This window comes from Herbaspirillum lusitanum (assembly GCF_046025995.1).
In the GTDB taxonomy this organism is placed as follows: Bacteria; Pseudomonadota; Gammaproteobacteria; order Burkholderiales; family Burkholderiaceae_D; genus Herbaspirillum; species Herbaspirillum lusitanum_A.
Window position 1 is genome coordinate 46,039 of sequence record NZ_JAQQFM010000001.1, and the last position, 12,789, is coordinate 58,827.

Consider the following 12,789-nt stretch of genomic DNA (forward strand, 5'->3'; position numbering starts at 1 on the left):
GCTCCTTCGCATGCCATATCGCCCCACCCTGCACCTGCACTTGCACTTGCATGGCCGATGTATCCCGGCTTGCCAGCCGAATGAGCAGCTTAACTGCGTGGCCGACTGGCGGTGACCGCGTACTGCGATATGACTGAATCAGTTCATATTGTTAATGCTCACCGCTTGAATTCATTTGAGCCGAATCCGGGCGCGCTGAAATCAGGCCGCCTTCGGCTCTGACTTTGGTCGCGCCAGGAAACGCCCGGCGCGTTCGCCGGTGGCCTGCTTGAGCTCACCGCCGCGATACGCCAGCACGCCGTTGACCCAGACCTGCTCGATGCCATGCGCGGGCTGCATGGGATCGGTGAAGCTGGCGGCGTCACGCACCGTGGCCGCATCGAACAGCACCAGATCGGCCCAGTAGCCGGCGCGCACAAAACCGCGCTGATGCAGGCCGAAACGCTCGGCCGACAAACCGGTCATCTTGCGCACGGCGACCGCCATTGAAAACAGCTTTTGTTCTCGGCTGTAATACCCCAGTACACGCGGGAAAGCGCCCCACAGGCGCGGATGCGGCAAAGGATCGTTGGGCAGGCCGTCCGAACCGACCACGCTGGCCGGGTGACTCAGGATGCGATTCACATCATCGTCCGACATGCAGTGATACACCGCGCCGGCCGGCATCAGACGGCGCGCAGCTTCATGCAGATCGACCTGCCACTCGCCGGCGATGGCCGCCAGCATCTTGCCGCCCTGCTCCGGATGCGGCTCGGACCAGGTGACCTGAATGTCGTAGGTATCGGTGACTTGCTTGAGATCGAGGGTGGATGAACTGGCGGTATAGGGATAGCAATCGCAACCGACATGCTGATGCTGGCTCGCCAGTTCCAGCGCCTTCAGCACCTCGGCGCTGCGGCCCCAGTTTTCGACGCCGGCGCACTTGAGGTGGGAAATCACCACCGGCACGCGCGCATGCTTGCCGATGCGGAAGGCCTCATCCATCGCGTCCAGAATATCGGCGAATTCACTACGCAGATGGGTCGCATACATGCCGCCGAATTCGGCTAGCGGCTCGGACAGCGCCAGCACCTCTGCGGTCGGCGCATTGATCGCGTTGCCATAGGCCAGACCGGTGGAAAGGCCCAGCGCGCCATGCTCCAGCGACTCGCGCAACTGGGCGCGCATGCCGTCGATTTCTTCGGTGCTGGCGGCGCGATCCAGGCGATCCATGTGATTGTTGCGCAGCGCGGTGTGGCCGACCAGCGCCGCCACATTGATGGCCGGCCTGGCGGCATTCACGGCCTCGACATAGCTGGCGAAGGTGGGGTAGCTGAACGCCTCGGTCTTGCCCAGCAGGTTCATGGGATCGGGCGGCTCGCCCCTGAGGCTGACCGGCGCGGCGCTGATGCCGCAGTTGCCGACCACCACCGTGGTCACGCCCTGCGACAGCTTGGGAAACATGTCCGGCGTACGGATCACATTGGTGTCGTCATGCGTGTGCACGTCGATGAAGCCGGGGCTCAGCACCTTGCCGCTAGCGTCCACGACGTGGCCGGCCTGCCATGCTGCCAGATCGCCGACGGCGGCAATCCGGCCGCCGCGCACGGCGACATCGGCGGGTACCGGATCAGCGCCGGAACCGTCAATCACAAAGGCATTGCGGAACAGGATGTCGCACTGCGTCGATGCGGAAGCCGCCGCCGAAGCTGTATCGGCAGACGCGGCAGTGCGGGTTTCGGAATGGCTCATATCAATCTCCCAGCGGCTGGCGATCATTGCCGCCGCGATGCGTATCCAGTGTGTATTTGAGACGGCGCAGACGCTCCTGGCTGCGATCCTTCGTCAGCAGCGCCAGCTCCAGTACCAGCATGTCGAGAATCATCATCATGGCGTAGCGCGAGGACGATGGCTTGAAAATCAGGTCGGTTTCCAGGGTCTTGATCGGCAGCAGCACGTCCACCATGCCCGCCAGTTTGGAGCCCAGCGCGGTGATGGCCACGATGCTGACCCCATATTCGCGCGCGATCTCGCAACTGGCGAGCAGCTCAGGCACATTGCCGGTGGTGGAAAACACCAGCAGCACGTCGTTCTTGTCCAGCGTCGCCGCCACCATCTTTTGCAGCAAGGCGTCGTGATAAGTCGCCACCGGGCGCCCCAGGCGCACCAGCCGATAACGCGCCTCGTCCGCCATCATGGTGGAGCCGCCGCCCATGCCGAAGGAATAAATCATGCGGGCATCGCGCAGCAACTGGCCGGCGCGCAGCAGCGCGTCCGGATTGAGCAAGGCGCGGTTCAGCTCCAGCACCGCATGAATATCGTTGTAGACCACATCGGCCAGCTCGGGCGGCTGGGTGGCCGTCTGGTCGCCGCCGTCGAAGAAGCGCTGTCCCACCGCCACCGCCTGCGCCAGCATGAACTTGAACTGGCGCACATCGCGGCAACCCATGGCCTTGGCGAAACGCGTGACGCTGGCGACGCTGACGTCGGCCTTGCCAGCCAGATCGCCGATGCTGGCGCTGGCGGCGAAGGACAGATCGCTCAGAATGGCTTCCGCCACCTTTTGTTCGGCCAGCCGCAACTGACCGCTGCGCTCGGTGATGCGGGAAATGATATCGAATGCCTGCGCCATCGCCTGTCCTGAAAACTGAAGAAACCGAAGCAGCCGAAACCGGCCCGGTGTTAATTTGCTTGCGCATCGCCCGCGGTTTGAGGTGCAATCGAGGCTATGCCAGTTGCACCTGCACGGAAACTGCGGAGATGGCTGCCATGCCGCCCATGATGTGAATGCCGTCCCACCTGTTTTGCCGGCTGGTGCCGATTTTGCTTATGTCTGCGCATGACTTTCTGCCGCGCGGCAAGCGCTTCATTCCAGATAAAGCGACGGCCAGAACCACCCATCCGGCGGCATATCTGAACCAAGTCGCCTTCAGTTGACTATGCGCACGCCACAGCAGTTTCACGGCGCTCAAAAAAGACCGAAACCAACTCCGCAGAACAACACCATGTTATTTACTAACACGTTTTACGCATAGTAAATTCAAGGGTATTATTACGTCAATCCAAATTTTAAGGGCCAATTAAAAATGAATGATACAAATTACCAAATCACTTATCAGGCTGGCATCATCGATGCCCTGAACAAAGGTCTGGGCGATTTGCCGCAGCCGCTGGCGCCGGATCAGGCCGGCCAGGTGAAATGGAATTTGCTGAAGGAAGAATTGAGCCTGCCGGCCGCCGTGCTGTATGAAGAGAAGCTGGCGCACAACCTCGACTGGATGCAAAAGTTCGTCGGTGAATACGGCGTGAAACTGGCGCCGCACGGCAAGACCACCATGGCGCCCAAGCTGTTTGCGCGCCAACTGGCGACCGGCGCCTGGGGCATCACGCTGGCGACCGCGCATCAGACGCTGGCCGGCTATGCGCATGGCGTGCGCCGCGTGATCATGGCCAATCAACTGGTCGGCAAGCAGAATATGGCGATCATTTCGCAATTGCTGCAAGACCCCGATTTTGAGTTCTTCTGCCTGGTGGACTCGGCCGATCTGGTCGATCAGCTCGGCCGTTTCTACGCCGCGCGCAAGCAAACCCTGAATGTGCTGCTGGAATTGGGCCCCGCCGGCGGCCGCACCGGCGTGCGCAATGAACAACAACAGGCGGCCGTGCTGGAGGCCATCAAGCGCTGGCCCGACAGCATCGCGCTGGCCGGCGTAGAAGTCTATGAAGGCGTGCTGAAGGAAGAAGCCGATATCCGCGCCTTCCTGCAACGCGCCGTGCAATGTATCAAGGATTTGGCGCAACAAGGTCAATTGAGCAAGCGTCTGGCGCACGGCCCGGCGGTACTGACCGGCGCCGGCTCGGCCTGGTACGACGTGGTGGCGGAAGAGTTCGCGCAGGCCGACATCGGACAACCGCTGGACGTGGTGCTGCGCCCGGGCTGCTATCTGACGCATGACGTCGGCATCTACCGTGCCGCGCAGGCGCAGATTCAGGTGCGCAATCCGGTGGCGCATCAGATGCGCAGCCAGTTGCAGCCGGCGCTGCAATTGTGGGCCTACGTGCAATCGATTCCGGAAGCCGACAAGGCCATCGTGGCACTCGGCAAGCGCGATGCCGCCTTCGATGCCGGCCTGCCGCTGCCGGTCTTGCGCTTCCGTCCGGAACAGGATCAGACCCCGCTCGCCAGCCCGGCGCACTGGGAAATCACCGGCATGATGGATCAGCACGCCTACCTGAAGATTCAGGCCGGCGACGACATCCGCGTCGGCGACATGATCGCCTTCGACATCTCCCACCCTTGCCTGACCTTCGACAAATGGCGTCACCTGCCGGTGCTGGACAATAGCTTCAACGTGATTGATGTGGTGCAGACCTACTTCTGAGGCCTGGTTTGATGCAGGCTTTTAATTGATGACCCGGCGCCCGCGCGGCAATAAGGCCGCGCGGCGCCGCTTTCTTTTCCGCAGCCCCGGGCTGCGCAAGGCAACAAAGGCAGCAGACTCATGAACAGCAAGATCCTCGCTTACGGCGAAGCCATGGTGGAGTTCAACCAGAGCATAGCCAACCACCGCCACTATCTTGAAGGCTTCGGCGGCGACACCTCCAACTTCTGTATCGCCGCCGCGCGTCAGGGTGCTCAGACCGGGTACGTCAGCGCCGTCGGCGACGATCATTTCGGGCGCAGCCTGCTCGATCTGTGGCGCAGCGAAGGCGTCGATATCACACATACCGGCGTGATCGAAAACACGGCCACCGGCATCTACTTCGTCACCCATGACGCGCAAGGCCATCACTTTCATTACCGCCGCGCCGGCTCCGCCGCGAGCCTCTACACGCCACAGCAGTTGCCGCGCGAGGCCATCGCACAGGCCAAGGTATTGCACTTGTCGGGCATCAGTCTGGCGATCAGCGAAAGTGCCTGCGACAGCGGCCTGGAAGCCATGCGCCAGGCCCGCGCCAACGACACCTGGACCTCGCTCGACACCAATCTGCGTCTGCGGTTGTGGCCGCTGGAGCGCGCCCGCGAAAAGATGATCGAAGCCTTCAGGCTGACCGACATCTGCCTGCCGAGCTGGGAGGACGTCAACCTGTTGACCGGACTGGAAGATCGCGACGCCATCGTCGATCAATTGCTGTCGTACGGAATTCGTCTGGTGGCCTTCAAGCTGGGCCACGAAGGCTGCTATGTAGCGACGCCGCAGGAGCGCCGCATGGTGGCGCCCTACCCGGTCGAGGCGCTGGATGCGACCGGCGCCGGCGATTGCTTCGGCGGCGCTTTTATCGCGCAATTGGTGGAGGGCAAGAATCCCTTCGAGGCGGCGCGCTACGCCAATGTGGCGGCGGCGCTGTCAACCACCGGTTACGGCGCGGTCGAACCGATCCCCTCGCGTGCGCAGGTGCTGGCGGCCTTGCACGCGGCCGAACAAGCCGCTTAAGAGGGTAGCCGGCGCGCCACAAACAGCAGCCCGGCCACCGACTGGCGAATCTCCTCGCGCAGAATCTGCTCACTGTGATGCAACAACTGCAGGCCGTTGCTGCGCAGATGATGCGTCACGTAGTCCAGCCCGTGCCGATAGCGGCCGCTGGCGTGCAGACAATAGCCGCCGGGCGCCTGATCGGTCGCCGTCACCACTTCGATGGTGAAGATGAAATAGCCATCGTCGCGCAGCGACTTGGCGACCTTGCCGAACACCGGGCCGAGGTCGCCGAAATAAATCATGGTATCGGCCGCCGTTACCAGATCGCATGAACCCGGATTGCGGCTCAGATAGTCGCCGATCTCGGCTTTTTCCAACTGCGTGTAGTGGCCGCCGCTGCGCGCCTTGCCCAGCATCTTGCCGGCCAGGTCGACGCCGACGATGTGCTTCGAGAATGGCGCCAGAAAAGGACCGCACAGGCCGGTGCCGCATCCGATGTCGATCACCTCGAACTGGTGCGCCGGCGCGCCGACCAGCTCCAGCCCCAGACCGATCAGCTGCGGGCCGCGATAGGCCAGGCTGTTGAGCAGATTGGCGTCGAAGGTTTCGGCGTAGCGATCGAAGTGGAATTCAATATAGCTGTCGGAGGCGCGTTCCGGCACGTCGCTCTGCGAGCAAGCCGCCATCAGGTGGGCGGCGATGGGATGACCCGGCTCTTCTTGCAACCAGGCGCGATAGATCTCTGCCGCTTCAGCCAGACGCCCCAGAAAATAAAAGGAAATGCCCAGCATTTCCTTGGACTTGCCCTCCAGCGGCGGCACCACAAAGGCCCGGCATTGATAGTGCGAAGCTTCCATCTTGTTGCCGTCGGCCTGATAGATGCTGCCCAGATGCGTGAGCGCCGGCACGAACTCCGGCGCCAGCTCGACTGCGCGCTTGAAGGCGGCAATCGCCTCTTGCTTTTCCGCCAGTTGCAGGTGCACCGCGCCCAGGTTATTCCAGATGCTGTGATCGTCCGGCGTGATCGCCAGCGCATCGGCATAGGATTGTGCGGCATCCTCAAAACGCTGCAAGGCGAACAACACATTACCCAGATCGTTGTGCCAGCCGGCGTTGTCCGATTCCAGCGCGGTGGACAGCACCAGTTTTTCCAGCGCTTCGTCGTGCTCGCCGATCTGATGCAGATAGATGCCGAGATAGTGCAGCGCGACCGGCTCGATCGGGTCCCGATCCAGCACGTCGCGATAGATTTGCGCCGCCTGCTCCAGTTGGCCGGCCAGGTGGGCGTCAATGCCGCGCTGCAGCGTCGCCTGCAGGACGGCTTGGTTTTCAGTTGTCGATTGCATTGAGTGCAGCGATTGCATAAAAGAGGTCTCCGATCCGAGGACGTCAGGTCCAAAGCCGTACTGCCGGGCGCCAGAAGCGCTGCCAGTGTACATTCTTTACAATTTCTTTACATATGGAACTGAAATTTAGTCGTCGGACGATGGACAATTCTTTCAAGTTTTTTAATAAATTTTCTTATAGGCGGGGTAATTGAGGCTAAGGATCAGAAAAGCCTGGCCAATCAAGCTCAATCAGCACGCGCCAGAAAGGGATCCTTTTACCAGGCTCAGACGCGAAAACGCCGCCCGGAATATCGCACTCCGGGCGGCGTCTTTTATTGCGCGGTCTGATGCTGCATCGGGCGCTCAGGCAAGGCAACATTGACTACAACTCAGCTGCCTTGCGCGCTTGCACAAGGCAGGCCGGCTATCTTGAACTCACTCCATCATCCCCTTGCAGATACGCCCCAGTTGCCGCAAGCCCTGATCCAGTTCACGCGTGAAGGGATGACCGCAGCACATGCGCAGGAAATGTTCATAACGATCGGAATTGGAGAAAATCGCTCCCGGCGAAATGCCTATGCCCTCGGCCAGTGCAGCCTCGAACACCTGCTGCGATGACAACTCGCCCGGCAACTCGACCCACAGGCCGACACCGCCATTGGGCACGTTCAGACGTGTGCCTTCGGGGAAATAGGCGGCAATCGATTCCGCCATCTGTTCGCGCTGTTCCCTGAGAATTTCGCGCAGACGGCGCAAATGACGGTCGTAGCCGGTACCGGCCATGAAATCGGCAGCGGTGACCTGGGTCCACTCCTCATTGGCGCGGGTATGCGCAAACTTGAGCATCTTGATGCGTTCATGCCAGCGCCCGCCATTCACCCAGCCGAGCCGCATGCCGGGCGCCAGCACCTTGTTGAGCGACACGCAATAAATGACGTTGCCGTCGGTATCGCGACTCTTGAGCGAAGATGGCGTCACGCTGCCATCCGCCAGTTCGGTATAGGCATCGTCCTCGATCAGCGGCAGGCGTGCCTGCCGGCATAGTTTGACCAGCGCGTCCTTGTGCGCCTCGGGCATGATGCAACCGAGGGGATTCTGCAGGTTGGGCACCACCACCACCGCCTTGATGTTGCCGTAAGTCTGGATCGCCAGTTCCAGCGCCTCGACCGAAATGCCGGTGTGCGGGCTGGTCGGAATTTCCAGCGCGCGCATGCCGAGATTTTCCAGGGTCTGCAACAGGCCGAAATAGGTGGGCGACTCCACCGCAATGGTGTCGCCCGGCTGCGCCACGGCGCGCAAGACCAGATTGAGGGCCTCGATGCAGCCGTGTGTAACGACCACTTCGTCGGCGCTGATGCGAATGCCGGCATTGAGCGCACGGCGCGCCACCACCTGCCGGAATCCCATATTGCCGTTGTGCGGCATGGCACTGGTCAATAAGTCCGGGCGTTCGCGCAAGGCGCGGATCGCGGCCTGCTTCAAGGCGTCCACCGCATACAGCTCGGGCGCGCAGGTCATGCCGCTGAGGTCGAGCTGCGGCATGCTGCTTTGCCGGCGCGCAATGAAATTGGAGACCTTCTCGTGAATCCCGACATAGTGCGCCGGGTCGATGGCCAGCAAGCTGCGCGGCTCCTGCACCGGCAGGATGGAAGAGCGGCGCGGTTGCCGCACGAAATAACCGGAGCGCGGGCGCGCCTCCAGCCAGCCGGCTTCTTCCAGGTGGCGCAAGGTCTGCAAGGCGGTAGACAGACTGACCTGATGCCTTCGCATCAGCTCCCGTACCGAGGGCATGCGGTCGCCGGTGCGCAAGGTGCCTGCCTGAATCGCCTCCAGATAATGCTCGGCCATGCGCTTGTAGAGCGGACCAGGCCCAGGCGCCGAGGCCAATGCCGACGCACCGGACGGCAGCTCGCGCAATAATTCTGGCTCGGCCGTCTCAGCCATGGGAGAACGGGAAAAAGGCGCCGATGGCGCCGCAGGGGTCGCAAGCAGGGTCCGGGTCGTGTCCATGAGACATCATGTTCTTTCGATGAAAACCGCAACAGATACAGAGCAATCGAAAAAGGACAATAACAGATTCAAAAAACTACGACTGTTTCGCGTCAGATCGGATTTTCCTGTGCCTGTTGCGGCTCCCTGCTCCTCCCTAGACTGGCTGCATATTCACCACCGAGGAAACGCAATGGCCAAGACCCGCGCATCGCAGTTCGCCGCCCTGCCCGCTCAGATCGCCCAGCTTGAGCAACTCAATGAGCAACTTAATACAACGGCGCCGGCAAGCGCATCAGCATTGCCGCAAGCACCCGTCGCGACACACCTGAAACTGCGCGCCGGCGAGACGCTGCAGATCTGGCTGGCGCGCGACAGCGCACTGCTGTGCCAGTCGCGTCGCGTGCGGATTCAGGAAAGCCCGCAGTGGCTTGCGCAACACATGCTGCGTGCCGAGACCGTGCTTAACGACGGTCAGGGGCACCTGATCGCGCGCAGCGGCTGGGTCAGCCTGCATGCCGATGCAGATGCCGAAGTGATCTGCCATGCGGCGCCTGCGCTGTCGCTGCTGGAGCGGCTGCGCAGCATGTTGCCGGGCGACTGGAGCCGGCTGGCCGGCAAACGCTGATCCGGTCTGGCTTGCGTCAGAACAGGCGATGCGCCAGAGATAGGCGCTCGCCATCATCGCGCCCAGATTATCTGCGGCAGAAGCAGACTCCCGGCCGCTTTCGCCGGCGCCGGGATGAGCGAGAGAAAGATGAGCGAACGTGCATTTTTCCCGCTGATCAAGAGAAAAAGCCAGTCAAACACATCAAAACAGATTCAAATTTTTTCTCCCCGCCAGGCCAAAGACATTACACTTGGGCATCACATTTTTGAACCAGTGCTATGTCGAAAGAAAGCCTCGCGGGCGCCGCAACTCCCTCCGAATCATCGCAACAACTCACCGCCGCCGAGCAAGAAACGTTTGAACTGGCGCCCATTTCACTGTGGCTGGAAGACTTCAGCGGCGTGAAACGCCAGTTCGATACATGGCGCCAGGCCGGCATCGCCGATTTGCGCGCATTTCTGCAAGAAGATGCCTCACGCGTACATATGTGCTCGCAGCAGATCGGCGTCCTGAAGGTCAACCAGCGCACGCTGGAACTCTACGAGGCGCAGGATTTTGCGCACCTGACCGAAAATCTGGGCAAGGTATTCCGCGACGACATGCTGGCCACGCACATCGATGAGCTGGTGCAACTGTGGGACGGCCAGACCGTCTTCAAAAGCCATACCGTGAATTACACGCTGAGCGGCAAGCGTCTCGACGTGCAGCTCAATGCGCGCATCCTGCCGGGCAGCGAAGCGAGCTGGGACCGCATCCTGCTGGCGATTGAAAATGTGACCGAGCGCGAAAGCGCGCGCAAGAAACTCTCCAAGAGCGAGAACTATGCGCGCGGACTGTTCGAGTACTCGCCGATTTCGTTATGGGTGGAAGATTTCAGCGCGGTCAAGCGCCTGTTTGACGATGTACGGCGGGTCGGCATCACCGACTTCAGGACGTTTACCGACGTCCATCCGGAATTCGTGGAGCGCTGCATGCAGGAAATCCGCGTGGTGGACGTCAATCTGCAAACCCTGACCATGTTCGGCGCGACCGACAAGAACATGCTGCTGTCGCGTCTGGGCGATGTGTTCCGCGACGACATGCGGCCGCATTTCAACGAACAACTGATCGAGCTGTGGCAAGGCAATCTGTTTCACCAGCGCGAAGTGGTCAACTACTCGCTGACCGGCGATCAGTTGCATGTGCATCTGCAGTTTTCGGTGTTCCCCGGCTACGAAGATAACTGGGGTCTGGTGCTGGTAGCGCTGACCGATATCACGGCGCGCAAGAAAGCCGAAGCGTATCTGGAATTCCTCGGCAAGCACGATGAACTGACCAAGCTGCACAATCGCGCCTTCATGGTGGAAGAGTTGAACCGGCTGGAACGCAAGGGGCCGTTCCCGGTGAGCGTGATCATGGCCGACCTCAACGGTCTGAAAGAAGTCAACGACGATCTCGGCCACGCCGCCGGCGATGCGCTGCTGCGCCGTGTCGGCGAAGTGCTGGGCAAGGCAGTGGATCGGCCTTCCAGCGTGTCGCGCATAGGCGGCGACGAGTTCGCGATTCTGATGCCGTCCACCGATGAACGCGGTGCGCTGCTGGTGATGGAAAACGTACGCAAGATGATCGACATCAACAATCAGTATTACTCCAGCCAGCCGCTCAGCCTGTCGATGGGCGCGGCTACCAGCGAAGCCGGCGAGCGCCTGGAAACTACCGTTCAACGCGCCGACGCCGGCATGTACGATGCCAAGCGCGAGTATTACGCCAACATCCCCGGCAATGAACGCCGCCAGGCGCCGGCCTGATCCCAAGAGCGTATCCAGACAAAGCATGAGTGATGAGATGGGTTCCGCCCCGTTCGAACGGGCGTTCCGGCTGGAAACCGCCGCTGAAACGCTGATCGGCGAGATTCTGGCACCCAGTCCCGACGCTGAAATCTCTACCCTGCTGCTGCACGGCGCAGGCCAGAGTTCGCGGCAGCGCCAACGCGCCTTGCGCAACACTTTGGCGCAACAAGGCTGCGGTAGTGCAGGCTTTGACTTTTCAGGTCACGGCGAGAGCAGCGCCCGCACGCCAAACTCCCTGAAGAAAAGATGGGACGAGGCCAGGCAAGCGCTGAGCTTGCTGCGGCCTTCGCAACGCACGGTGGTTGGCACCAGCATGAGCGGCGAGATCGCGATGCGCCTGGCTTGCGATCCTGCCCTGCAGATCAGCCATCTGGTCACTATCGTCGGCGCGGTCTATGACCATGCTGCCTTCGAACTTCCTTTCGGCCCGCATTTTTCTGCCGCCTTGCGCCGGCCTGAAAGCTGGCATAACGCAGCGACCTTGGACATGATCGCAGGCTATCGCGGCGGCATCACGCTGATACGCGCAGCAAATGACGCGGTGATCCCAGCCGAGATTGCGAACCTGATCGCACAGCGCGCCCTTGCGGCACGCTTCTGCCGCATCATGGACTTGCCCGATACCGATCATCGCGTCAGCGAAAAGACACAAAGCGATAGCGCATTACGGCTGCTCATCGCGCGCGCCATCATGGCTGAGGCCTGACGGCCTCGGTGGCGCAGCCCCCACTCTCACTCCGCCTGCACTGCCAATTCAAGCCGCCGATCAAATGGTGGTGGTTGTATTGAGCAGATTATTGATGACCGCCGTGCTCAGCAGATTATCGGAGAGCGTGGACGTGACGTCCGGGTTCTGATTGTAGAAATCCGCCACTGCCAGGGACACGACCGGGTTGTAATTCAACAGGTCGGTGCTGTTCAGCCCCGCGTTGAGATTGGCATTGAGCGTGCTGTTGTTCAGACTGGCGGTCAGGCTGGTCAACAGACCTGCGTTAAGGCTTTGACGCGCCAGCTCTGCGCTCAGGCTCAGATTGTCGCTATTGCTGGTGTCGTTGGCTGCATTCAGTGTATTGAGCGCGTTGCTGAGCAGCCCGGCGGCGTTATAGGTCTGCAGTTGCACCGGGTTATTGCCCAGGTTGACGACGACTGAGGCATTGGACGCAAGCGCCACCGCCGTCTGCACTTGCGCACTCTGGCTGACCGCCGAAGCCGGATTGGTCGCCGTGCTCGCGATCACCACTGCCGTGCTGGACGTCGTGCTGCTGTTGTTGAGCGTAGTCTGGTTGATCGGGTTGGTATAGGCCACTACCAGGGGATTAAGGCCTGTGATTGCGCTGATTGCCATTGTCGTACCATCCGCATGAAGTCGCCGGACGAGTCACCATCGACTCTGTCTGCGCTGCATCTGGAACTGCTATGCGAACACGCATCCCGGCGGGGGTTTGCAATAAGGTTTGTCAATAAACCGGCCGTCGCGCTGCCCCGCTTGCTTTGATGCAATGTTCTCCGCCTCGATGTTGTCCGGTGGTCAACAGCGAACGCAGCGACGATATTAAAGTGACCGGCGGCCAGCGCCCGTGTTCCTCCTGCTGAGCTTGGTATGTGGGATTTATCGCATCTGGGATAGACAGAATGCA

Annotated in this window: 11 protein-coding genes; 5 read left to right on the plus strand and 6 right to left on the minus strand. The window is 61.1% G+C overall.

All coding sequences use genetic code 11. The features are described from left to right. Positions 1–201: 201 nt before the first annotated feature. From PQR62_RS00220 to PQR62_RS00230, 3 genes are all read right to left on the minus strand, one after another. On the minus strand, positions 202–1,731 hold the full coding sequence (locus PQR62_RS00220; RefSeq protein ID WP_408153579.1) for an N-acyl-D-amino-acid deacylase family protein: 1,530 nt from the start codon (positions 1,729–1,731) through the stop codon (positions 202–204). A gap of 1 nt (position 1,732) precedes the next feature. Further along, a complete protein-coding gene (locus PQR62_RS00225) occupies positions 1,733–2,611 on the minus strand; it encodes a MurR/RpiR family transcriptional regulator (RefSeq protein ID WP_408153581.1) in 879 nt (292 codons plus the stop codon). Positions 2,612–2,705: 94 nt separating this feature from the next. Continuing rightward, positions 2,706–2,942 carry a hypothetical protein gene (locus PQR62_RS00230; protein WP_408153583.1) on the minus strand — a complete coding sequence of 79 codons (237 nt, stop codon included), beginning with the start codon at positions 2,940–2,942 and terminating at the stop codon, positions 2,706–2,708. A gap of 123 nt (positions 2,943–3,065) precedes the next feature. Between PQR62_RS00230 and PQR62_RS00235 the strand changes: the two genes are divergently transcribed. Both PQR62_RS00235 and PQR62_RS00240 read left to right on the plus strand, forming a co-directional pair. After that, positions 3,066–4,361, plus strand: a complete 1,296-nt coding sequence (locus PQR62_RS00235; protein WP_408153585.1) for an amino acid deaminase — start codon at positions 3,066–3,068, stop codon at positions 4,359–4,361. 120 nt (positions 4,362–4,481) lie between these two features. Next, a complete protein-coding gene (locus tag PQR62_RS00240) occupies positions 4,482–5,414 on the plus strand; it encodes a sugar kinase (protein ID WP_408153587.1) in 933 nt (310 codons plus the stop codon). Here PQR62_RS00240 and PQR62_RS00245 read toward each other — a convergent pair. Further along, on the minus strand, positions 5,411–6,742 hold the full coding sequence (locus PQR62_RS00245) for a tetratricopeptide repeat protein (RefSeq protein ID WP_408153589.1): 1,332 nt from the start codon (positions 6,740–6,742) through the stop codon (positions 5,411–5,413). The two genes, PQR62_RS00240 and PQR62_RS00245, sit on opposite strands and share 4 nt — an antisense overlap. A 417-nt stretch (positions 6,743–7,159) precedes the next feature. Then, positions 7,160–8,668 carry an aminotransferase-like domain-containing protein gene (locus tag PQR62_RS00250; RefSeq protein ID WP_408154653.1) on the minus strand — a complete coding sequence of 503 codons (1,509 nt, stop codon included), beginning with the start codon at positions 8,666–8,668 and terminating at the stop codon, positions 7,160–7,162. A gap of 238 nt (positions 8,669–8,906) precedes the next feature. Between PQR62_RS00250 and PQR62_RS00255 the strand changes: the two genes are divergently transcribed. From PQR62_RS00255 to PQR62_RS00265, 3 genes are all read left to right on the plus strand, one after another. Further along, positions 8,907–9,341, plus strand: coding sequence for a hypothetical protein (locus PQR62_RS00255; protein ID WP_408153591.1), 435 nt, complete (start codon positions 8,907–8,909; stop codon positions 9,339–9,341). A gap of 260 nt (positions 9,342–9,601) precedes the next feature. Then, on the plus strand, positions 9,602–11,110 hold the full coding sequence (locus tag PQR62_RS00260) for a sensor domain-containing diguanylate cyclase (protein ID WP_408153593.1): 1,509 nt from the start codon (positions 9,602–9,604) through the stop codon (positions 11,108–11,110). 37 nt (positions 11,111–11,147) lie between these two features. Continuing rightward, positions 11,148–11,858 (plus strand): alpha/beta fold hydrolase, encoded by a 711-nt coding sequence (locus PQR62_RS00265; protein WP_408153595.1) that lies wholly within the window; start codon positions 11,148–11,150, stop codon positions 11,856–11,858. Positions 11,859–11,918: 60 nt separating this feature from the next. On the opposite strand, the gene PQR62_RS00270 is transcribed toward PQR62_RS00265, so the two are convergent. Beyond that, positions 11,919–12,497, minus strand: a complete 579-nt coding sequence (locus PQR62_RS00270; protein ID WP_408153597.1) for a hypothetical protein — start codon at positions 12,495–12,497, stop codon at positions 11,919–11,921. Positions 12,498–12,789 lie beyond the last annotated feature (292 nt).

Excerpts from the sequence above, each read along its gene's own strand:
- PQR62_RS00235 (WP_408153585.1), top strand. The coding sequence starts at position 3,066 with ATGAATGATACAAATTACCAAATCACTTATCAGGCTGGCATCATCGAT.
- PQR62_RS00225 (WP_408153581.1), bottom strand. The coding sequence starts at position 2,611 with ATGGCGCAGGCATTCGATATCATTTCCCGCATCACCGAGCGCAGCGGT.
- PQR62_RS00250 (WP_408154653.1), bottom strand. The coding sequence starts at position 8,668 with ATGGCTGAGACGGCCGAGCCAGAATTATTGCGCGAGCTGCCGTCCGGT.
- PQR62_RS00270 (WP_408153597.1), bottom strand. The coding sequence starts at position 12,497 with ATGGCAATCAGCGCAATCACAGGCCTTAATCCCCTGGTAGTGGCCTAT.
- PQR62_RS00220 (WP_408153579.1), bottom strand. The coding sequence starts at position 1,731 with ATGAGCCATTCCGAAACCCGCACTGCCGCGTCTGCCGATACAGCTTCG.
- PQR62_RS00245 (WP_408153589.1), bottom strand. The coding sequence starts at position 6,742 with ATGCAATCGACAACTGAAAACCAAGCCGTCCTGCAGGCGACGCTGCAG.
- PQR62_RS00240 (WP_408153587.1), top strand. The coding sequence starts at position 4,482 with ATGAACAGCAAGATCCTCGCTTACGGCGAAGCCATGGTGGAGTTCAAC.
- PQR62_RS00255 (WP_408153591.1), top strand. The coding sequence starts at position 8,907 with ATGGCCAAGACCCGCGCATCGCAGTTCGCCGCCCTGCCCGCTCAGATC.
- PQR62_RS00265 (WP_408153595.1), top strand. The coding sequence starts at position 11,148 with ATGGGTTCCGCCCCGTTCGAACGGGCGTTCCGGCTGGAAACCGCCGCT.
- PQR62_RS00260 (WP_408153593.1), top strand. The coding sequence starts at position 9,602 with ATGTCGAAAGAAAGCCTCGCGGGCGCCGCAACTCCCTCCGAATCATCG.